General features: G+C 70.8%; 21 protein-coding genes and 4 pseudogenes. 16 read left to right on the top strand and 9 right to left on the bottom strand.

Translation table 11 applies throughout. The features are described 5' to 3' along the window. Nucleotides 1-360: 360 nt before the first annotated feature. Nucleotides 361-1,134 (top strand): annotated as a pseudogene (locus LG634_RS19325) (IS5 family transposase). A gap of 86 nt (nucleotides 1,135-1,220) precedes the next feature. After that, on the top strand, nucleotides 1,221-1,550 hold the full coding sequence (locus tag LG634_RS19320; RefSeq protein WP_226735126.1) for a hypothetical protein: 330 nt from the start codon (nucleotides 1,221-1,223) through the stop codon (nucleotides 1,548-1,550). A 308-nt stretch (nucleotides 1,551-1,858) separates the two neighbouring features. On the opposite strand, the gene LG634_RS19315 is transcribed toward LG634_RS19320, so the two are convergent. Both LG634_RS19315 and LG634_RS19310 read right to left on the bottom strand, forming a co-directional pair. Beyond that, entirely contained in the window at nucleotides 1,859-2,695 is an 837-nt protein-coding gene (locus LG634_RS19315; protein ID WP_226735125.1) for a hypothetical protein, read from the bottom strand. 89 nt (nucleotides 2,696-2,784) lie between these two features. Beyond that, nucleotides 2,785-3,030, bottom strand: a complete 246-nt coding sequence (locus LG634_RS19310; RefSeq protein WP_226735124.1) for a hypothetical protein — start codon at nucleotides 3,028-3,030, stop codon at nucleotides 2,785-2,787. An 88-nt stretch (nucleotides 3,031-3,118) separates the two neighbouring features. Between LG634_RS19310 and LG634_RS19305 the strand changes: the two are divergent. Then, nucleotides 3,119-3,463, top strand: a pseudogene (locus tag LG634_RS19305) (transposase); the annotation flags it as partial. A 27-nt stretch (nucleotides 3,464-3,490) separates the two neighbouring features. On the opposite strand, the gene LG634_RS19300 reads toward LG634_RS19305, so the two are convergent. Then, entirely contained in the window at nucleotides 3,491-3,700 is a 210-nt protein-coding gene (locus LG634_RS19300) for a class I SAM-dependent methyltransferase (RefSeq protein ID WP_226735123.1), read from the bottom strand. A gap of 237 nt (nucleotides 3,701-3,937) precedes the next feature. On the opposite strand from LG634_RS19300, the gene LG634_RS19295 reads away from it, so the two are divergent. From LG634_RS19295 to LG634_RS19280, 4 genes are all read left to right on the top strand, one after another. Further along, nucleotides 3,938-4,378 carry a hypothetical protein gene (locus tag LG634_RS19295; protein ID WP_226735122.1) on the top strand — a complete coding sequence of 147 codons (441 nt, stop codon included), beginning with the start codon at nucleotides 3,938-3,940 and terminating at the stop codon, nucleotides 4,376-4,378. 171 nt (nucleotides 4,379-4,549) lie between these two features. Further along, entirely contained in the window at nucleotides 4,550-5,662 is a 1,113-nt protein-coding gene (locus LG634_RS19290; RefSeq protein ID WP_226735121.1) for a hypothetical protein, read from the top strand. A 161-nt stretch (nucleotides 5,663-5,823) separates the two neighbouring features. Then, complete coding sequence (locus LG634_RS19285; RefSeq protein WP_226735120.1) at nucleotides 5,824-5,982, top strand: hypothetical protein; 159 nt, start codon at nucleotides 5,824-5,826, stop codon at nucleotides 5,980-5,982. A 475-nt stretch (nucleotides 5,983-6,457) separates the two neighbouring features. Further along, nucleotides 6,458-7,357 carry an amidase domain-containing protein gene (locus LG634_RS19280; RefSeq protein WP_226735119.1) on the top strand — a complete coding sequence of 300 codons (900 nt, stop codon included), beginning with the start codon at nucleotides 6,458-6,460 and terminating at the stop codon, nucleotides 7,355-7,357. An 86-nt stretch (nucleotides 7,358-7,443) separates the two neighbouring features. Here LG634_RS19280 and LG634_RS38480 read toward each other — a convergent pair whose 3' ends face one another. Continuing rightward, a complete protein-coding gene (locus tag LG634_RS38480) occupies nucleotides 7,444-7,800 on the bottom strand; it encodes a helix-turn-helix domain-containing protein (protein WP_226735118.1) in 357 nt (118 codons plus the stop codon). Nucleotides 7,801-9,081: 1,281 nt separating this feature from the next. Here LG634_RS38480 and LG634_RS19270 point away from each other — a divergent pair. The 3 genes from LG634_RS19270 to LG634_RS19260 all read left to right on the top strand — a co-directional run bounded on the left by LG634_RS19270 (nucleotide 9,082) and on the right by LG634_RS19260 (nucleotide 10,564). Continuing rightward, entirely contained in the window at nucleotides 9,082-9,618 is a 537-nt protein-coding gene (locus LG634_RS19270) for a putative Ig domain-containing protein (RefSeq protein ID WP_226735188.1), read from the top strand. 289 nt (nucleotides 9,619-9,907) lie between these two features. Beyond that, complete coding sequence (locus tag LG634_RS19265) at nucleotides 9,908-10,186, top strand: hypothetical protein (RefSeq protein ID WP_226735117.1); 279 nt, start codon at nucleotides 9,908-9,910, stop codon at nucleotides 10,184-10,186. A 45-nt stretch (nucleotides 10,187-10,231) separates the two neighbouring features. Then, nucleotides 10,232-10,564, top strand: a complete 333-nt coding sequence (locus LG634_RS19260) for a transposase (RefSeq protein ID WP_226735116.1) — start codon at nucleotides 10,232-10,234, stop codon at nucleotides 10,562-10,564. A gap of 485 nt (nucleotides 10,565-11,049) precedes the next feature. On the opposite strand, the gene LG634_RS19255 is transcribed toward LG634_RS19260, so the two are convergent. Continuing rightward, nucleotides 11,050-12,111 (bottom strand): PucR family transcriptional regulator, encoded by a 1,062-nt coding sequence (locus LG634_RS19255; protein WP_226735115.1) that lies wholly within the window; start codon nucleotides 12,109-12,111, stop codon nucleotides 11,050-11,052. A 430-nt stretch (nucleotides 12,112-12,541) separates the two neighbouring features. Between LG634_RS19255 and LG634_RS19250 the strand changes: the two genes are divergently transcribed. Next, nucleotides 12,542-14,482 carry a potassium channel family protein gene (locus LG634_RS19250; protein WP_226735114.1) on the top strand — a complete coding sequence of 647 codons (1,941 nt, stop codon included), beginning with the start codon at nucleotides 12,542-12,544 and terminating at the stop codon, nucleotides 14,480-14,482. Nucleotides 14,483-14,556: 74 nt separating this feature from the next. Here the strand turns inward: LG634_RS19250 and LG634_RS19245 are convergent. Next, nucleotides 14,557-14,799 (bottom strand): annotated as a pseudogene (locus LG634_RS19245) (winged helix-turn-helix transcriptional regulator); the annotation flags it as partial. Here LG634_RS19245 and LG634_RS19240 point away from each other — a divergent pair. Further along, a pseudogene (locus LG634_RS19240) lies at nucleotides 14,796-15,062 on the top strand (RidA family protein); the annotation flags it as partial. The pseudogenes LG634_RS19245 and LG634_RS19240 sit on opposite strands and share 4 nt — an antisense overlap. Nucleotides 15,063-15,097: 35 nt before the next feature. Here the strand turns inward: LG634_RS19240 and LG634_RS19235 are convergent. Both LG634_RS19235 and LG634_RS19230 read right to left on the bottom strand, forming a co-directional pair. Beyond that, nucleotides 15,098-15,637, bottom strand: coding sequence for a hypothetical protein (locus tag LG634_RS19235; RefSeq protein ID WP_226735113.1), 540 nt, complete (start codon nucleotides 15,635-15,637; stop codon nucleotides 15,098-15,100). 119 nt (nucleotides 15,638-15,756) lie between these two features. Next, entirely contained in the window at nucleotides 15,757-16,974 is a 1,218-nt protein-coding gene (locus LG634_RS19230; RefSeq protein WP_226735112.1) for a cation:proton antiporter, read from the bottom strand. A 283-nt stretch (nucleotides 16,975-17,257) separates the two neighbouring features. On the opposite strand from LG634_RS19230, the gene LG634_RS19225 reads away from it, so the two are divergent. Next, entirely contained in the window at nucleotides 17,258-17,449 is a 192-nt protein-coding gene (locus tag LG634_RS19225; protein WP_226735111.1) for a hypothetical protein, read from the top strand. Between the two features lie 43 nt (nucleotides 17,450-17,492). Further along, the gene (locus LG634_RS19220; RefSeq protein ID WP_226735110.1) at nucleotides 17,493-17,789 is read left to right on the top strand and encodes a hypothetical protein; all 297 of its coding nucleotides are present in this window, start codon (nucleotides 17,493-17,495) and stop codon (nucleotides 17,787-17,789) included. Here the strand turns inward: LG634_RS19220 and LG634_RS19215 are convergent. Further along, on the bottom strand, nucleotides 17,782-18,507 hold the full coding sequence (locus LG634_RS19215; RefSeq protein WP_226735109.1) for a potassium channel family protein: 726 nt from the start codon (nucleotides 18,505-18,507) through the stop codon (nucleotides 17,782-17,784). The genes LG634_RS19220 and LG634_RS19215 overlap by 8 nt on opposite strands. 224 nt (nucleotides 18,508-18,731) lie before the next feature. On the opposite strand from LG634_RS19215, the gene nhaA reads away from it, so the two are divergent. After that, complete coding sequence (gene nhaA / locus LG634_RS19210; protein ID WP_226735108.1) at nucleotides 18,732-20,039, top strand: Na+/H+ antiporter NhaA; 1,308 nt, start codon at nucleotides 18,732-18,734, stop codon at nucleotides 20,037-20,039. A gap of 21 nt (nucleotides 20,040-20,060) precedes the next feature. After that, nucleotides 20,061-20,324, top strand: coding sequence for a hypothetical protein (locus LG634_RS19205; RefSeq protein WP_226735107.1), 264 nt, complete (start codon nucleotides 20,061-20,063; stop codon nucleotides 20,322-20,324). The last annotated feature ends 137 nt before the right edge of the window (nucleotides 20,325-20,461 follow it).

Below are 20,461 nucleotides of genomic sequence, written 5' to 3'. Positions count from 1 at the left end.
CGGGGAGGACAGACCAGCCGCCTCACGCGGCTGGAGCAACTCCGGAACACCCCCGCGTTGACGGGAGGACCGGACCCTGTCCCAGATCCCGTCAAGGAGTGCCGGAACACCCCCGCGTCGGCGGGGAGGACCCTTCGCCACCTGCGGCATTTTAGGCGTTTTTCATTTCTCTTACCTGCGGATGGTGGATGCGGAGGGTCGGCATGGTGCCAGCCGACGCGGTCGAGCGCCTCTTCGAGCTCCCCCGCACCGGACTGAGTGGACGTTAAGTCCGATCTTCATCGGTTCGTGATCGCTCGCTCGTGGTATTGATCGCCACGCCGGACACCTGCTGGGCATGTTCATACCGAGATTCGGTACATGGTGAGAATGCCGTACCCCAGCGACTTGTAGGACGAGCAGTGGGCGTTGATTCAGCCGATGATCACGGCCTGGAAGGAGGAGCGGGTGGCGCGTTCGGCGACCGGGGATCCCGGAGCCTGTGATCTGCGGGAAGTCGTGAACGCGATCTTCTATCAGAACCGGACGGGCTGTCAGTGGCGCTATCTGCCGCATGATCTGCCGGCCTGGTCGGCGGTGTTCTACTACTTCACGCTGTGGCGCCAGGACGGTCTCGACCAGCGCATCCAGGAACTCATGCGCTGCCTGGTGAGGGAGAGGGCCCGGCGATTAGAGGACCCGTCCCTCGTGATCATCGACACCCAGTCCGTCCGCGCCGCGGCTGGTGTCCTCAAGACCACGACGGGACTGGACGCGCACAAGAAGGTGTCGGGCCGCAAGGGCGGCCTGGCCGTCGATGTGATGGGGCTGTTCATCGGCGTTGTCGTGCTGGTCGTCTCTGCACACGACAACACTGCCGGCACCGCCCTGCTCGACCAGGCCGCCGATCGGTGCGGCAACCGCCTGGAGAAGGCTCTGGTTGACCAGGGCAAAGGCTTCGTTCCGCAACCGAAGAGGTGGATCGTGGAGCAGGTCAACGGCACGTTGATGCTGCACCGTCGCCTCGCCCGTGAGTACGACCACCGGCCCGACGCCCCTGCCTCACGCGTCTACTGGGCCTCGGTCGCGAACATGGCCCGCCGCCTCACTACGCCGCCGCCGGCCTGGCGCGACACTCTCGGGCTGGCCGCGTGAACGTCACCGAGCTCTTGGCCGGTCTCCATGCCCAGCACGACGAGGCCGCCGTCCGGGCCGGTGAACTACGTGACTAGATCCAGCACTTGACCGCAGCGCAGCGCAGCGCAGCCCTGGCCGAGACCGAAGGGCGACTCGTCGAACTGGCCGCCACCGCCAAGGTCATCGCCGAACTCGCACCCGCTGGCGGCGAGCCCGATCTGCCCGAGACGGACACCGCCTACCAGGCCATCGTGAACGCTTTCAACCAGCACCCCGGCCAGGTCTTCCGAGCGTGTGAGCTGCACGAATTCCTCGGCATCCCCACTGACGAGGCATCCGTCAACATCACCCGCAGCCGCCTCGGGCGCCTCATCCGCCAAGGCTTCCTCGCCCAGCCCGGACGAGGCCGCGGCCGCTACCAGAAACGGACTTAACGTCCTCTTGAGATCCGTCCAGAAGCATGCCTGGGTGGCCGTGTGCGAGTGAGCGGCTGACGGGCCGTGCGGCTCGATGCCATGGTGTGAGTCGAAAAGTGCGGTTAGCGCGGCGGTGGCCGCGGTCAGTCCCGCATGTGTTCGCGAGAGGCAGGCTGGCTGGCCCGGCGGGAGGGTCGGCGGGTGATGCGCCTGGTCACCGGTCTGGGGAACGGGCTGTCGCCCGGGTTCGCGGTCGCTGAGAACGGGGCGCGGCGGGACCGCCGCACAGGCGTGACCGGCCGCGCCGATTCGGGCGCACGCGTTTCTCAGTACGGCCCCATGAGCTGCCACCGTTCCGCACCGGCTCCGGTGAGACCCTCGATGTCGTCCACGTTGGCGTTCGGAACCTGCGGGTCCAGCCACCGCCACCCAGTGCCGTCCACGTTGAGGATCACCGCGTGGCCGGTGCCGCCCGAGCGGTCGAAGCGGACCAGGTACGTTCCGAGCTTGGTGTCGTCCTCGCCGCCCTTGAGCGCGAGAAGGTATTCGAACAGCGAATCGACGTACTCGAAGGTGCGCACCTTCCGCAACAGACCGCATCCTTGGACGACCAGGTCCACCTGCTGGATGCTGAGCCCGTAGGACCCCGGAGCGGCCACCGGGATCCCGGTCAGCCGAGCAACGGAATCGGCGGTGTGCCCACCGCCGAGGAGGTACGCGCAGCAGGTGTGGACGCAGTTGTTCGTCGAGCCGGAGGGGTTCCAGACCGTCACCGGCTTGGCCTGCTGCACGGGGGCGTTGAACCGGCTCAGGAACTCCTGCCAGCGCAGGTCGAGGAACTCCTGCCTCAGCCCTGTCTCCCTGCTGCTCACGAACTCCTGCCAGCGCAGATCGAGGAACTGCTGCTGCATGCTCTGTTTGTCCTGCGGACCCTGCACGCCGTGCCCGGCCACGAAGTTTCGCCACAGGTTCTCGACGGCCTGCTGCTGGTTTTGCAGTTCCTGCTGGAACTGCTGGGAGAGGACCGGCTGGTTCTGCCGGCTGGTGAACTGCTGCCACAGGCTCTGCACGGTCTGCTGCTGGTTGTGGAGTTCCTGCTGGAACTGCTGCCACAGCGGGTGCGTGTTCTGCTGCTGAGGCGCGAGCGGTGTCTGGCGCTCCATCTTCCCACCTCTCTGGACGCTTCGGTTCAACCAGGCTAGGGAGGCCGCCCGTCGCGCACCTGGCCCGCGGGCCAGCCCATGGGGCACGTTCACCGGAGGGCGAAGCCCGCGTACACGGTCTTTCCGCACGCTCCCGTGGTGCCGGGGGATGCCGTGGTGACGCCCCCGCTCTTGGCGAGCGCGGCTATGCGTTGGCAGCTGTAGCCGCCCGTCTCGCCCTTCGCCTCCTCTGCGGGCTCGGCCGGTACGGCGTCCGACCCGTCCACGACGGGGATGCGCGCATGATTGTGTGAGTTGGTGGTGGTCAGGTCTGGATGGTCGGGTTCCTTCCTCATCGGGGAGTAACAGGCTGTGACGATCATGCGGGCAGATGAGCAGGGCGACGAGCGGGATGTGGACGGCGGGCAGGCGGCGGCCGGGCGGTTGGCCCGGGTGTTGTCGCCGGAGGCGATCGACGGGCTGACCTCGGACGCCATGGAGTCCGGGATGGGACTGGACGGGGCCGGCTGGCTGCTGGGGCAGATCATGAATGCAGTGGTGGAGCGGGCCCTGCAAGGTCGAGATGGCCGATCATCTGGGCTACGAGGCGGGCGACCGGGCGGGCCGGGGGCCGGGGGTCGGGGGTCGGGTAATCATCGCAACGGCGTGTATCCGAAGGCGGTGACGGCGGCGGGGCCGGTCACGGTGGATGTACCGAGGGACCGCAACAGCGGCTTCGCGCCGGTGATCGTGCCCAAGGGCAGGCGACGACTCGGACAGGTCGACGAGAAGCACTAGTTCGTCGGGTTCGGTGAATCAGACCGCGCCCCACGTGGAGTAGACGGCGTCCCGCAGCCGCAGGTCCTGGTCGACGAAGGTGCAGGCCTCGGCGTGGACGAAGTCCGGGCCCGGCAGGTCGGCCCAGAAGAGGCGGGCGCGTTCGACCTGGATCGGGGAGAAGTCCACGGCGGTGACCTGCACCCCGGAGCTGGCGAGGACGGCGGCGTTCTCGCCCAGTACCGGCACGACGGCGCCCAGTCGGTATCGAGCTGCTGTCTGTCCGGGGGACCGTCACCCCTCCCGGGGAGATCGAGGTGTACGAACGGGCCTTCGTGCAGCTCTCCGCCGTCGCCGCCTACGGTCCTGCGGCACGGGCCCGGACCATTCGGGCCCGGGCGGCGTGCGCTTGGGCCGTCTCTTTCGGCTCTTGCCGGACCTGGGCCCCGGTGCGGAGGGTGGCGCCCGGGGAGGTAGTTTGCTCGGATGAGTCTTCTTGATGATGTGGCCGAGCGCGACGGCTGGCGGTGTTGGGTGTGCGACGAGCCGGTCGATCCCCACGAGTCGGTGAACGACCCGCGGGGCCCCAGTGTCGACAGCAGGACTGCCGACCGGAAGGCCAAGGTTGCCGAGCGGCTCGCACACCGCGGGTGCAATACCCGCAAGGGCGCGGTCAAGGTGGTCATCGCCTGGCCGGAGCGGCTGTACGTGGTCGAGCCCGCACCGCTGATCACCGTGGCCGAAAGGCTGGAGCGCAAGGGCGGTCGCGAGACGGTGGGCCGGTGCCCGACCGAGCAGGACGCCCGGGAAACGGCGGACTGGCTGGTGGACCGCTTCTCCCGACTGGTGCCGGGACTCCCGGTGACCGCGGACGTCCAGGCCGGCGGCGGCCAGTTCCTCGTCGTCCTGTCGACCGGCCGCCGCTGACCGGAGGACCGGCGGCGGGCCGGCCGGCACGACCGCTCTACGGCTCGGCCGGGACTCCGGGGTCCCCCGAACACTCACCCGAGGTCAAAGAATCGAGGTCAGCCCCCTCGTGTCATGATCGAACCCGGTTCAGGGAATGGACCGCGGTCTGCTGAGTACGGGGGTACGGGGATGGGTGCGGGCACGGAGCCGGAAGGCTCCTCCAGGTCCGATGAGGAGTGGGAGCGGTTTCTGCGCGAGTCGGTGGCAGGGGCCGCCGACGCTCCCAAAGAACCGTCGGCGCGGGCCCGCCAAGTGGCGAAAAGGCTGCGCGAGGAACCCGCCACCGGCCCGACGGCCTGGCGCGGCTACACGCCCGTGCGCCCCAAGCGGCGCAGGGGCTGGTACGTGGTCGGCTTCCTGGCCTCGATGGGGCTGCTGACGGTGGTCGCCCTCGCACCGGAGCGGGTGGTGGATCCGTTCACCGGTGGGGGGAGCGGCCCGGCGCCGCTGGCGGGAGAGTCGGCCCGTCCGACGCAGGCCCCTCCGGCACAGGCGGCCCAGCGCCCCACTCGGGAGGAGCCGTTCCGCGGCTCGCCGGCAGCGGACTGGGCGAGCGGAGCGGCCGGGATCACCGTGCCGGAGGCCAAGGCGGTCGGGTGGATGAGTGCCACGGAGGTCGCGCAGGCCCTTGCCCGGACCCGGGACTTCCTCGTCGCTGCCAACCTGGACCGCGGGGTTCTGCGGGGCGAGCGCCCCGAGAAGGCGATCGCGCTGATCAACCCCCACCAGAAGGACGTCCAGCAGCTCCTGGAGACCGCCCTCCGCACCCCGGGCGAGAAGGACGACCCGCTCCTCCTCTTCAGCCGGTTCCGGCCCTCCCAGGCTCAGCCGGTGGGCGACGTGGTGAAGGCACGGGGCCGGCTCAGCTACCAGGAGGGCGAACTCGGGGCGGTCCAGGTGACCGCCGACGTCACCTTCGTCTACCCGGTCACCCGCGCGGACGGAGCGGGCGGCGGCGACGGCGACGACATCGTGCGTACGATCGTCCGGCGCGAGCTCGTCCTGAGCTGGGACAACCCTGACAAGGTGCGCACCGAGCCCGGCACGTTCTCGGTCCTCTCGTACAAGTACAACATGACCAACGGCGGCTGCGGCGCCCCGACCGGGTACCTGACCCCGCCCTTCGGCGCGGATCGCCGAACGGAGCACGCCGGCCCGGAGACGGACCCGTACGACCGCAGCACACCGATCGTCGGTGGCGACCCCGCCGTCGACGCGTGCGGAGCGGCCACGCGCTCCTAGGTCGCCACCGGTAAGGGGGTGCCGGCGTGGGGCGTCGAGGACGAGGAGCCATTCGCCTTGGCGAGTTTCGACGCCTCAGACCGGCGGGCATCCGAGGCCGCCTTCTTCATGTCCGGCCCCGCTGAGCCGTGCGCCGCGCCGGGTTCGGTACGGCCGCCGAGTTGGCGGACACCTCGGCGGTCGAGGCGGACCGTCGTGCCCGCAACGCCTTCGGGTGCCCGACGGACACCGCCTGCGACGGCTGCGCCGGTGCCTGGCTCGCCTCGGCCGTCCACCTCGCAGCCTCCGAACGCGCCCTGAACAAGGCGTCCTGGTCGTGAGGCGGAGGGACGGCGAGGTTCAGCTCGGTGCTCGGTGCTCGGTGCTCGGTGCTCGGTGCGCGGTGCTCCGCGATGGGGCGGCAGCGGCGGTGGGCGCCGGTTTCCGGGTGCGGTGCGGGTTGTTTCACGGTTCGCCGGGGGCAGCGCAACAACTCTCGGGTGGCTGAAGGTTGGAGCCCATCCACTCAGCCAGGGAGGACTTGTGAACGAATTACCTGTGCATCCGGGGCCTGCCGCCAGGAGGGGGAAGTTCCTGCCGCGCTCGGCTCGGGGCGGCGTTGTGGCCGCGGCGTTGGCCGTGGCGCTGGCAGGGGTTTCGCTGTCGGTCCCGGCCTCGGCTCTGCCCACTTCCGTCGCGGCGGATCCGGTTGCCTTCGCCTCCGCCGCCCAGAGCTACCTCTCTGCGAGGAACACGGCACTGGTGGCAGGTGCTCCCCTCCCACAGCCATCCGTCTCCGGCAGGGCCACGCTTGGCATGGACAGTGCGGCCGCCCGGCAGGCGAGCACTGCGCAGCTCGCATTGCGCGCCAAGCGGGACCGGCTCATCGGCAAGGGTCTTTCGTACACCCGGTCGTCCACGGTCGTACGGACGAAGGCTCTGCAGGTCGACGGCGACACCGCCACGCTCAGGGTGGTCGAAGCGACGAGCTTCGCCATCAAGAAGGTCCACGGTGACGAACCCGACCACACCTCCTACCAGGCCGACCGTGTGTTCACCTTCAAACGCGAGGGCACCGCGTGGAAGCTGGCAGGCCAGCACCTGGCTCCCGCGCCCGGCCTGGAGCCCATGAACGAGCCCGCGCCTGTACAGCCGGAGGCTTCGGGCCCCGCCGGGTCGGCGCTCCGCGGTGCCGCGACGGGACGGCCGAGCCGTCCCGTGGGCAAGGCTGCCGGGCTGGCCGCAGGCTACAACTACGGTGCCATGGCCGCGTACGCCGACCGCTACGTGTTCAACTACAACTCCTACTACCGCACGTTCAGCGACCGCGGGGGCGACTGCACCAACTTCGTGAGCCAGGCACTCAGGGCAGGCGGCTGGAAGGACGCCGGCTGGCCCTACGCACACACCGGCACATGGTGGTACGTCCAGTCCGGGCAGACCCCCTCGTGGATCAACGTCAACCGGTGGGCCGACTTCGCCACGTACTCCGGCCGGGTCTACGGCCTGTCCAACGTCTGGTACCAGGGTGTCGGCGACGTGATGCAGATGGACTTCGAGGGCGGCACCGACAAGGACCACACCATGATGGTGACGTACAAGGACAGCGGCGGCCAGCCGTACTTCACCTACCACACCAGGGACACCTACCGCCGGCCCCTGCAGGACATCCTCGACCGATACACCACGGCCAGCTACTGGCCGTGGCGGACCTGACACCCCTCAAACCGCAGTTCCAGAGGCCCGGCCGCCGTACAACGGGATGCTGTTTGTCGATTCGGGCCCGTGTGTGACGTCGGCCTTCAAGACCCGGTTGTGGTCTTGAAGGCCGACGTTGCCGTTTGGGGCGGGTGCGGATGTCGATGCAGCCGAAGGCGTCTGGGGAGATCCCGGCGGATACGGTGCGGGTGGCACGGGCCGCGACCGAACTCACCGCACAACCTCAAAGACGAGATCACCGAGTGGCCGTCGATACACCACTCCAGCGGACGTGACCTTTCATCGTACGAGGCGACGGTGCGGTACAGGGTGGACCGGCCGATGCCGAGGTGTCTGGCGATGGCGGTGACCGACTCCTTCGCGTCGCAGCGTCGCAGCGTCGCAGGGTGACGGCGAGGGCTTCGTTGTTGCGCGCCGGACGACGTGAGCGCATCAGCCATGCGAACGCTCGCTCCACCAGCCCTCTCTTCGACAGGGCGGCGAAGCCGGTGGTGGTGCCGTCGCTGGGGTTGACCACCCTCGTCCGCCCGGCGCGACGAGTCGCACGCGTAGTGGATGACGCCTGAGGTTCTCGCCGGCTCCCGACGCGCCCGCTGCTCCGATCGGCTGGCACAGCGCCCGACCGCCGCGCGTCAGCAGAGGCGGGGTGCGCATGCCACGAGACTGGCCTGCGTTGCGTCGGCCATCCGCGGGGCCGTCCGTCCCGTTTCGTCGGTGTGCCCAAGTAAAGCCCTTCCATGGAGGTTGTGATGGCCCGTCGGTCCACCGCCCTGCCCGGTGCTCGTTCCCGCCGGCCCCTGGTGACCTACCTGGCAGTTCTCACTGCGGTCGCGAGTCCCGTCTTCGTCTCCGCTCCGGCACAGGCTGACGACACGCCTGTGTGCGCCACCAGCACGAGCAGGGGTCAGGCATCGATGCAAGTCGCCCCCTCGCCTGACGGGTCCACCACTGTCCTGTGCACCTACACCGGCGTCGCCTCGCCGGGGCCGAACGGCGGCGGCGAGTTCACGCTCACGATCCCTGACCGCGTCATGTCCCTCGTCATCGAGGAGGCCATCGGCGGACGAGGCGGAGACGGTGCTGGGGCACCGGTCGCAGCCGGTGGGGCTGCCGGCAGGGTTACCGGCACGCTGAGCGTCACACCGGGGAACACTTACACGCTCAGGGTCGGGGCGCCGGGTGAGTCCTATCAAGGGGCTCCGGCCCAGGGCGGGTTCAACGGCGGTGGGAACGCAAGCTTCGGGGGTGCAGGCGGTGGCGCCACGACGATCTGCGACGGCGTTTGCAGCCAGGGACTGAACACCTATCTCCTCGCTGCCTCGGGTGGTGGGGGAGCAGGGGTCGGTCCCTTTGGCGGCGGCAGTGGGAACGGCCCGGGCGGCGCTGGCCCGTTCCCGCTGAACGTGGGTGGTGCCGGCGGCGGATTCGGTGCGCCCGGAGGCAACGGCGGCCGGGGAACGAGCCCGTCTCCTGCCACGAATCCCGGCGGTATCGGAGGAACTGCGAGTCCCTTTACGGCAGGCGGTGGCGGTGGCAGTGGAGAGGACCTTCCTGTGCCTCCCCCTGGAAACGGTGGTGGCGGTGGGGGAGGCAGCTCCTCCGGCGGTGGGGGCGAACCCAATGGCTCAGATGGTCAGGCAGGTCAGGGTGCCGCAGCCGGTGCGGGCGGAGCCGGTGGCGGGGGCTACTTCGGAGGCGGATCCGGCGCGTCCACCAACCCGATGCCAGGGGTATCGGCCAGCGGCGGCGGTGCCGGCTCCTCCTACATCCGGAATCCGGCGGGAGCCACCGCCATCAGTACGACCGACGCCCCCACCATCCGGCTCCGCTACACGATCCCCGCTGCGCCGCTCACCGTGCCCTGGGCCGACACCCCGCTGCCCTCTGGCACGGCAGGGAACGCGTACAGCGTCCCCGTCGTGACGGGCCCCGCGACGGGGGGTACTCCGCCCGTCACGTACTCGGTCAGCGGGACGCTGCCGCCGGGTCTGACCCTCTCCTCCGACGGACTGCTCTCCGGTACCCCCACCACGGCCGGGACGTACGCCTTCACGGTGACCGCGACGGACAGCGCCAACCCGGCGCAGACCGTGAGCAAGGCCTTCAGCGTCACCATCAACAATGCGGGTGGTGGTGGGGGCGGATCCATCCTGCCCATCAACCTCAGTGGTGTGCTCACGATGTTCAACAACATCCCCATCAACAACAACGTGTTGAGCCCCGGTTCCACCAATGTCGTCGGCAGCAAAGTCAACTGACCGTTCCGTCAGTGTCGGCGGTCGCTCGAAGAACGACCAACTGACCGCCGCGAACTGCGGAGGGTTGTGCCGGTAGACGACGTGGACGCGAGCCGCCCCGTGGTCGGCCAGGTGCGCGGCGGACTCGAACGCGCTCTGCCGACCGCCGACGACGAGCACCCGCCGCCCGGCGAGCGGGGCGACGTCGACCAGCTCGCAGGTGTGGACCGCGCCCCCCACGGGCACGGCTGCCGCCCAGGCCGCCAGCCGGGCGAACGGCCGCGACTCAGGCGCGGTCACGACCGTCGCCTTGAAGGACTCGGCGAGCGCGCTGTCCGCGCTGAAGCCGATCGCGCTCATGGACTGGCGGACGCCGGCCCTGCGGCAGGCGTCGGCGCATGCCCGGCTGGTGTACTGGGCCCCCGTGGCCGGCGTGCATGACCGCCCGGTCAAGGCCGCCGCGCGTTCCTTCGGCGGCGGCCAGGGCGCCGATGACGGGGCCGGTCCGCTCTATGTTCTTCATGGGAGACCCCAGCCATTCGTAGGGTGGGTCTGGTGGGTCTGGTGGGTCTGCCGCACGATCGGGTGACATCTGAACTGGCTTGCGCTGTAGGCAGGTGGGAAGAATGTTGCTGTGCCCAAGCCTTGTCCGGAAGAGTTCCGCCAGGACGTCGTGCGCGTCGCGGGGAACTGCGGCCCGGGCGTGACGGTCGAGCAGGTCGCCACCGACTTCGGGGTCCATCCCATGACGCTGTGGAAGTGGATGCGCCGGGCGGACATCGACGACGGGGCCAAGCCCGGAGTGAGCAGTCAGGAGAACGCGGAGCTGCGGGAGGCTCGTCGGCGGATCAAGCTGCTGGAGCAGGAGAACGAGGTCCTGCGACAGATACGCCGCGGCCCGCCGCAGGACCTCGTGGATGGGGTGCTTCGGCCCGCCCACCGTGTGAAACCGCACCACCCCGAGTAGGAACGCGGCGGCCGGGGCGGGCGTGTTTCACACCTCCTGATTCAGCGCTGGGCCGTCTGCGGCGGACAACGCCAGACGGAGCCGAACGATGTACTGGCTCGGGCGGTGGCCGACGGTGGCACCTGACCTGCGGACCGGTGGCAGACGAGGGGTGGGCGGGTGGTGGGCTGTCGCCCGCCCGACACGGACCCCGGATCCTCAAGCACTGGTCTTTTCGTGGCGGTGCCGGCCGCCGTCCCCGGCCGTAGGGAGCGGGACGAGAGGGAGTGTTTCCGGTGGATATCGGGCAGACGCCGGTTCTCAGGACTTTCTTGAGGGGTTGCAGCAGGCGCGGTCCCACCCCTTGGCCGTGTTGCCGCAGCCGAGGTGGGGCTGTATGCCGGCAGCCCCACTTCCTGTGCCGCGAGGTTGCCGGCGGGAGCCCTTCGGGGCCGGCTCACCTCTGACGTCGGCTCCCGGGCGACCTCAGAGGTGATGCCGCCGGGTCAGGACGAGGCGTCCGGCCAGCCCAGCAGGCGCGCCCCGATGACTGCCGTCTGGAGGGTGTAGCGGTGCCGGGGGTCACCCGGGTCGGTCTGGGTGAGCGAGCGTATGCGTTCCAGCCGGTAGGTCAGCGCGCGCACGCTGAGCGAGAGGCGGCGAGCGGCCTCGACTGCGACACAGCCGCTGTCGAAGTAGGCGGACAGCGTGTCGATGAGCGGCTGCGCGCCGCCGCGGGCTTCTCGGAGCGGGCCGAGGGTGGTTTCCACGAGGTCGGCCATTGCCTGGCGGTCCCGGGCGAGGACCGGGTAGACGAGCAGGTCGGCGGCGTGCAGCACGGGTCCTTCCAGGTCCATCCGGTCGGCGAGTTCCAGGGCGTTGAGGGCCTCTTCGTAGGAGTGGACGACACCGCCCGGCCCGGGATGGGCGCGGCCCACGGCCACCCTGCCGCCGTTGGTCGCCGCGTACGCCTGCTTGGCGAAGAACACCAGGACCTCGGGCTGATCCCCCGGTGCGACGCAGATCAGGCGGCCGTCCTTCGTGGCCAGCAGGGTGTGCCGGTTCCCGAAGCGGGCGTGAACGGCCGCTTCGACGCCTCGGGCGACCGGATAGCCGTCCCCGTACGGCTCGGGCCCGATGGCGACGGCCACCGCGTGGGCCCCGGACAGACGCATCCCGAAACGCTCGGCGCGCTCGGCGAGGCGGCCGAGATCGCTGCCCCCGTAAAGGAGGTCGTCAATGAACTCCCTTCGCGCCGCCTCCTCCTGACGGACAGCCAGCTGTGGGGCACGTTCGAAGCCCTCGGCGAAGGCGTCCACGGCGTGCTCGACGACGGTGAGCAGGCCGGCGGCCTGAGGCGCGGTCAGGGATTCCTGGACCCTGCGCGCGTCGGCCAGGTGTGCGCGTACGAGCGTGCGCAGGCCCAGGTTTGCCTCGGCCGCCCGTTCGCCCTCGGTCCGGCGGGCATCCAGCTCGGCCCGGGTGAGGCGTCGGCCGGTGCTGCAGGCATCCAGCAACATCTGGGCGTACCCCGCCAGATACTCCTCCGCCACGGTGTGTTCCGCCATGATTTCTCCCCGATCCCGACGCGCCCCTGACATGTTCTTGACGCCGGACCAGGGTGACATGCGGCAAGGACACTGCCGGCACCGGCATCGGAGCGGTTTGAAGACTGCCGGCCACCGGCAGTGCGGAGACCGGGCGGTCTCGTGCAGGATGACGGCGTGAACCGCTCCTGTCCTCCGCGCTCGCGTGCGGCAGCAGGAGTGGGGCACGCGCTTGCCGGGGGAGTCGGGGGCCCCGGCGGCGGGGGAGGGGCGAGGGCGGCGGGGCGGACAGCCCTGCCGCCCCCCGCCTGCCGGGTGCGTGCGAGCGCAACGCGTGAGCGCGTCCGGGCCCGTTCGGGACATGGCCCTCGGGACAGCGGGGGGTTCGGTGCGTCCCGGGATCGTGTCGTCGACGTCTTCACCACGCCAACACGCCGACGCAGGTGGCCGGATGGTCGTCTGCGGGGACGATGGACTGGCGCATCGTCTGGCAGCCGAGCTGCGGGATGTCTACCGGGAGCGGGTGACCCTCGTGGTGCCCGCACCCCCGGACGGCCTGACCGGGACGGATCGTCGCCCCGGAGGCGGCGCCGGGCTCGGTGTCGGCCTGTGGGCCCGGGTGCCTTCCGCGAGGTCTCGTCGGCCGGGTTCCGCCGAGCGGCAGACGGTACGGGAGGGGTGGTGGGTGGCGGCGGTCGAGCCCACCGAGGAGGTGCTGGCCGCCGCCGGGGTGGCCGGCGCTTCGGCGCTGGCCCTGGTCTACGAGGACGACGAGACCAACCTGCGGGCCGCGCTGGTGGCCCGGCGGCTGAACCCGAGACTGCGGCTGGTGATCCGGCTCTACAACCGCAAGCTGGGCCTGCACCTGGAGGAGCTGCTGGACCAGGCGGCCGTCGTCGCCGACCCCGGCATCGACCTGCGCGATCTGGATTCCTCGACCACCGTGCTCTCGGACGCCGACACGGCGGCGCCCGCGCTGGCGGCCACCGCGGTCGCGGGCACGGGCAAGGTCGTCCAGGCGGACGGGCTGCTGCTGCGGGCCGTGGAGCGCACCCCGCCCGGACGGGGGGAAGTAGCGGATCCCGGGCTGTGCACCCTGGCACTGCTGTCCGCGACGACGGCCGACCCGGCCGGCACCGAGGGAGCCGAGCACAGCGGGGAGCGGGGGCCGCAGCTACTGCCGGACGACCGGGCGGTCGCGGCCGCGACGGGCCGGGGCGTCGTCGCCCTGGAAGCGGTGTCCCACGCCGGCCCGCAGCAGTCCGGCAGCAGGCTCGCGGCGGCGGCGCTGCCCATGGGCTCGCTGTTCTCCCGGCGCCTGCGCTGGGCGCTGTTCGGCCTGGTGGCCGCGGTGGGGGCGCTGGCGTTGGCCGGCTGGGTCACGACGGGGGAGCACCCGCTGCATGCGGCCTACATGACCCTCCTCGACATCTTCGCGATCAATGATCCGGCCGTCGGGGAGCCGGCCGGCCGCCAGCTGCTCCAGATCCTCGCCGGCGTGGTCGGCCTGCTCATCCTGCCCGTACTGGTGACCGCGGCCCTGGAGGGGCTGGGCGCGCTCCGGACGGCCACGGTGCTGCGCCGCCCGCCCCGCACCCTCTCCGGTCACGTCGTCCTGCTCGGGCTGGGCAAGATCGGTACGCGGGTCCTGGCCAGGCTGCGGGAGCTGGAGATCCCGGTGGTGTGCGTGGAGTCCGACCCCGAGGCCCGGGGGCTGACCCTCGCCCGCAGCCTGCGGGTCCCGGTGGTGCTGGGCGACGTCACCGAGGAAGGCGTTCTGGAGACGGCCCGGATCCACCGCGCGGACACCCTTCTCGCGCTGACCAGCTCGGACACCACGAACCTCGAAGCAGCCCTGTACGCACGGTCGTTGAAGGCGGACCTGCGGGCCGTGCTGCGCCTGTACGACGACGACTTCGCCACCGCCGTGTACCGCACTCTGCGGGCTGCCCACCCGGAGGCCCTCACCCGCAGCCGCAGCGTCACCCACCTCGCCGCTCCCGCCTTCGCCGGAGCGATGATGGGCCGCCAGATCCTCGGTGCGATTCCGGTGGAACGGCGGGTCCTGCTCTTCGCCGCCATCGAGGTCGCCGGCCATCCGCAGCTGGAGGGCAAAACCATCGCCGCCTCCTTCCGGCCCGGCGCCTGGCGCGTGATCGCCCTCGACACGGCCGCCCCGGAAGAACGCCGCCCCGACCTGGCCTCGGCCCCCGACACCGCAACACCGGGCCAACACCCCGGGCTGGTGTGGAAGCTGCACCCCGGCTACGTCCTGCGGCCCGAGGACCGCGTCGTACTGGCCGCCACCCGCCGCGGCCTGGCGGAACTCCTCGGCCGTCCGCAGCGGCCGGCCGGCCGGGCGCCGGCGGTGCCCGGAGAACGGGGGGACTGACAGGACCGGTCTGCGGAGAACATCCGACGGGGCGGCCCGTGACCCCGGGGCGGCGCAGGCGCCGGCTCCCTTGGTCAGGTGTCGGAGCGGTGTCGCGAGGTCTCGATGTGCCCGAGGTGCCGGGGAGTCCAGTCGCACAGTCCGTCGATCGTCACCCGCAGCGCCCGGCCCGGCTCGGTGAGGGCGTAGTCGACCCGTGGCGGCACGACGGGGTGGACGGTCCTGTCGATCAGGCCGTTGCGCTCCAGCATGCGCAGGTTCTGGGTCAGTATCTTGTGGCTCATGCCCTCGACGTCGTTCCGGAGTTCGCTGCGACGTGGCCGCCCAGGTCGAGGAGCGCTACCTCAATGCCGCCGCCGCCCTGGCTGAGGTCGGAGGTTCGTTCGACGGCGTGGTGGAACTGACCGTTCACGTCGTCGACTGGACCCCGGACAAGATGCCCGTGCTGTTGGAGGGCATCACCCGGGCAGCCGCCAAGCCGGGGGTCACGCCCGTCCCGCCGGCCACGCTGCTGGGCGTCGCGGCACTGGACGTACCCGAGCACCTGGTCGAGATCGAAGCGACCGCGGTCATGGACTGACGGGCGTACGGGTGCGTCGGACACCGTGTCCCGGGTCAGCGGTGGACGAGATCGCGGGCGACGCAGAGCAGGGTCCCCAGAGGGACCGCCCACCTGGCGTACGGCGTGTCCGTCAGCACGCGTCCGGCTCGGGCCGGGGGGCGCAGCCGGGGGTGGAGGACCAGGGCGGTCAAGGTGTCGGCGGCCTCGCCGGCACCGTCCGGGCGACCGAGCAGCCTGCTCAGCCATGGCGGCCGGAACAGCCCGCCCATGGGTTCGCTCGCGGGCCCGACGAACTCCAGCAGGCCGTCCCGGCGGGCCTCGGCGTGGCTGATGGCCGACCAGGGCATGAAGGTCGTGGACCACATCCGGTGGAACCGGACGCCGTCCCCGTCCGCCGTGATCCGCCACAGGGCCAGTCGGCAGGCGGCCCAGCCCGCCACCAGCGAGGTCCATGCCGCCACGACGAGCCCGCCCGCGCTCGGGCCCGCCAGGCTTCCCCCGGCCGGCGGGACCGTCGACACGACGAACACCACACACCACAGGGCCGCGGCCACTCGTGCGGTGCTCCCCGACCGCCAGACCAGTGGTTCCACCGGCCGTTCCATGGCGGCGGCGAGGAGTTGCACCCGTTCCTGCCGGGCGGGTGGCATCTCGCGGCCGCACGCCCTGCGCGGTACCCCGGCGTTCATCTCGCGCCTGCGACCGATTCCCCTCACAGCGCCTGCCCCAGCGGTGCCGGCCGCTTCGCCGCGGGTACGGGGTCCTCGTCGACGTGGAAGAGGCGGGCGATGGGCACGTCGGTGCTGCTGTGGGCGATGATCGAGAAAGCGATGCACACCGCGATCAGCGTGTATGCCTGCCGGCCCTGGGGGATTCCGGCCTGGAGGACCAGCAGTCCGTAGACCACCGAGGCGACGCCCTTGGGGCCGAACCAGGCGGCCACCAGCTTCTGCCGCCGCTCGAACCCGGTGCCGATCAGCGACAGGAGCAGCGATGCGGGGCGGATGAGCACGATCGCCAGTACCACCGCCACGTACCCACCGGGGGAGAGGTCGCCGAACAGCTGCGGGGTGAGGAGCGCGCCGAACACCAGCAGCGCGGCGAACTTGGCCAGTTCCGCCAGGGCCTCTCCCAGGGGCTCGAAGGCGGTCTTGGCCTGCGGGGAGACCGCGGTGAAGACCGCTCCGGCGGAGAAGGCGGCGAGGTAGGGGTTGGCGTGGGTGAGGTGGCACAGCCCGTACAGGATGATCCCGGTGGCCAGCGGCAGCAGCGGCTGGAGTTTCGGCTCGGCGCCCAGCAGCCGGAACCGGACCAGGGCGGTGACCGCCAGCGGCAGCGCGATCCCGAAGACCAGGCCCAGGGCCAGTTCCAGGCTGATCGTGCCGAGCGAGGCCTCCGCCTGGGCCGACGAGGGTCCGGCGGCGGCGATGAGGAGCAGTACCACGGGCAGGGCGAGGCCGTCGTTGATGCCGCTCTCGACGTTCAGCAACTGCCGCAGCTTCGCCGGGACCTCCTTGCGTCCGACGATGGCGGAGGCGAAGACGGGGTCGGTGGGAGCCAGGACGGCACCGACGAGGAAGGACGTCGTCCAGTCCAGGCCCACCAGGTAGTGGGTGACCAGCGCCATGCCGACCATGGCGAGCGGCATCCCCAGCCCCAGCGCGCGGGCCGGGTTCTTCCAGTTCTCCCGGAGCTTGGGGAACGAGACGTGCATGCCGTCGGTGAACAGCACCGCGAACAGGGCGAGATCGGCGGTCACGGCGACGATCTCGCTGTCGGCCGTGATGTGGATCAGACCGAGGAAGCCGTCGCTGACCAGTGCTCCGCCGAGCAGGAACAGCAGGGACGTGGAGAGCACGGTCCGGGCGGCGAGCCCGGACAGCAGCACCGCGATGAGCAGTGCGACACCGAAGACGGCGACGAGCACCATGGCGAAAGGCCCCGATCTGCGAAGAGAGTTGTCCCCTGATCGCCGACCAGACTTCCCGGCACGCCACCGCGGACTTTACACGTTCCTTACGGTGTGTTGACGAGGTCTTGTCGGCAGAATTTCGTACCGCCCGCTGCCGACGGGGTCCCTGGCCCCGACCTGCAGGCACCTGTAACGTGCAGCCGGCGCGCCGGAATCCGGCGCGTGGTGTGCCGGGAAGTCTGGTCGGCGTCTTGGGGACCCTTGTGCCCTCGAACAGCCCGATACCCGGAGGAACGCTGCGATGCGACGACGCCCGAACATGCCGTCCGAAAGGCGGATCGGGACGTTCCTGACCGTCCTCGGCGTGCCGATCAGCCTGGTCGGTGCCGCCTTCTACGTGCTCCCCGGACCCGGCTTCCCTCTCCTGGTGATCGGGCTGTCGCTCCTGGCCACAGGTCTCGTCATGGTCGCCACGGGCTCTCGCCGCGGCTGACCACCCACCCGCACCTCGCGTACCCGCAGAAGGACCGACCTCCATGAAATGGCACTGGACTGCCCTGATCCTGTTCTCCCTCACCCTGCTTCCCGTCGGTCTGGCGATGGTCACCGACCGGGTTCCGTCCCGTCTGCGGGCCCGACTGGCACCGGTCCGGGCCCGGGGAGTGTCGTTTCTGCTGATATACGCGACCGCGCCGGTCAACGCCGTGCCCCGGCTGGCGGGCGCATCGCCGGACACGACACTGGTGTGCACGGCGGCGGGCGGTGTACTGGCGGTGGCGGGCGCCCTGGTGCTCGGCGTGGCGACGTTGCGGCCCGGGCGGCGGGTCAGCTGAGCTCGGCGAAGGTTTCGACGGCCCGCGTCTTGCCGGTGACGATGATGACGTCGCCCTTCTCGACGACGGTGTCGGCGGTGGCGTGGGTGAAGTCCTGTCCCGGCCGCTTGATGCCGACGACCGTGATGCCGTAGCGGGTGCGCACGGCGCTTTCGGCGAGCGGCACGCCGGTGATCGTCGTCGGGGTGATTGTTTTGACGAGCGCGTAGTCGTCGTCGAACTCGATGAAGTCGAGCATCCGTCCGGTGACGAGGTGGGCGACCCGTTCGCCCATCTCGTGCTCGGGCAGGACGACGTGGTGGACCCCGAGCCGTTCGAGGATCTGGCCGTGCTGTCGGCTGATGGCCTTGGCCCAGATGTTGGGCACGTGCTCGTCCAGCAGGTTGGAGGCGATCAGGATGCTGGCCTCGATGTCCGTGCCGATGCCGACGACGACGCTGGGGAAGTCCCCGACGCCGAGCTGGCGCATGACGACGGGGTCGGTGCAGTCGGCGACGGCCGAGTGGGTCAGGATGTCGCTGTGCTTCTGGACGAGCGTGGAGTCGGTATCGATACCCAGGACGTCCCAGCCGCGTCGGGTCAGCTCGTTCGCCAGGGAACTGCCGAACCGGCCCAGCCCGATGACGGCGACCCGCTGGTCGACCGACCAGGAGCCGGTGAAGACCACCGTCTGACCGCATCCCCGCGGCCCGGCTCCTTCGAGAGGGCCCGTATCCACCCTCGCGCCTTGGGTGGATACGGGCCCTCTCTCCCGTCCGAACCTCGTCATCGCACGTCAAAGCCCCCCTGGCCACATCCCGCCCCTGCCGATAGGGTGTAAAGAACGCGTCAAAACGCTCATCGCATCGAACGAGAGCGGACGCGGGGTGTGCCGGGAAGTCTGGTCGGCGTCCTTGGGGCCGTGTGCCCGAATGCTGCCGACGCCCCCGGAGGTACCCCGCCATGACCGCTGCCCCGCCCCCACCGCGCTCCCCCTTCCTCGGCCTGCTCCCCTGGCCCGAGCGCCGCGCCATCGCCGACGCCCTGCGCACGGAGACCATCGGCGGACTCGTCCTCCTGGCGGCCGCGGTCATCGCGCTCATCTGGGCGAACAGCCCGCTCGGGGACGTGTACCAGCAGATACGCGACTTCCATTTCGGCATACCAGACCTCGGCCTGGACCTCTCCGTCGGCCACTGGACCGCCGACGGCCTCCTCGCCGTGTTCTTCCTCGTCGCGGGCATCGAGCTCAAACGGGAACTCGTCGTCGGCGAGCTCCGCACCCCTGCCACGGCCGCGCTTCCGGTCGTGGCCGCGCTGTGCGGCATGGCCGTACCCGCCGCCCTGTATGCCCTCACCGCCGGACTCGGCGGCGGCAGCCTCGACGGCTGGGCCGTGCCCATGGCCACCGACATCGCCTTCGCCCTCGCGGTGCTGGCGGTGATCTCCACCCACCTGCCGGCCGCCCTGCGGGCCTTCCTCCTCACCCTCGCCGTCGTCGACGACCTCGGTGCCATCCTGATCATCGCCATCTTCTTCACCAGCGACCTGAACTTCTGGGCCCTGGGCGGCGCCGTCGCCGGCCTGGTCGTCTTCTACGCCCTCCAGCGCTTCCGGGTGCGCGGCTGGTGGTGGTACGTCCCCCTCGGCATCGCCATCTGGGCGCTGATGTACAACAGCGGTGTCCACGCCACCGCCGCCGGAGTCGCCATGGGCCTGATCCTGCGCACCACCACCGACAAGGGCGAGGACGCGTCGCCCGGTGCCCGCACCTCCCACCTCCTCCACCCCTTCTCCGCCGGCGTGGCCGTCCCCCTCTTCGCCCTCTTCGCCGCCGGGGTCTCCGTCTCCGGCGGTGCTCTGGCCGAGGTCTTCACCAGGCCCGAACCCCTCGGCGTGGTCGTCGGACTGGTTGCCGGAAAGATCCTCGGCGTGTTCGGCGGGACCTACCTCGCCGCCCGTTACACCCGTGCCCGCCTCAACCCCGATCTGGCCTGGGCCGACGTCTTCGGACTGTCCGTCCTCGCCGGGATCGGCTTCACCGTCGCCCTCCTCATCGGCGAACTTGCCTTCCCCGGCACCGAAGCCGGTGAACACGCCAAGGCCGCCGTCCTGGTCGGCTCCGTCCTCGCCGCCGTGCTCGCCGCCGTCCTGCTCCGGCGCCGCAACGGGATCTACCGGCGCCTGTACGAGGAGGAGACACTCGACGCCGACGCCGACGGCATCCCCGACATCTACCAGCGCACCGCCCAGCCCGGCGCCGGCCACTGACACAGCGGGAGAGGAGCGAGGGTGGGCGCGACGCTCCTGGCGATGGCCGTCGTCATCGCAGCCCTGGTGATCAGGACGGCGGTCGCGGAACTGCGCGACCCCGGCGCCGGGCGCCGGCAGTGGCGCTTCCTGCGAGACCCACGCGCACTCGCAGCCGGTGCTTGCGTGACGCTCGTCCTTGCCCTGGCCGGCTGGCGATCGGGAGGACTGCCGGCCTTGCCGTGGGCCGTGCTGGCGGGGGCCCTGGTCTCCTTCACCATCGGCGGACGCGAACCACCGGACTGACGTCCGCAGTGGAGGTCAGCGGCCGGGTGCCTGCGGGCGGGTGTTCTTGTGGGGGAAGCTGGGGCGGCCGTGTGCTGGAGAGGGGAGAGCCGGATGGCCTGGCTGTTCAACGTCGTCGGGGTGGTCATGGTGCTCTA

Origin of the sequence: Streptomyces bambusae, assembly GCF_020532645.1 — a bacterium.
GTDB lineage: Bacteria > Actinomycetota > Actinomycetes > Streptomycetales > Streptomycetaceae > Streptomyces > Streptomyces bambusae.
Note: the sequence above shows the minus strand (reverse complement) of the source record. Positions and strands in the feature narration are given on the sequence as shown.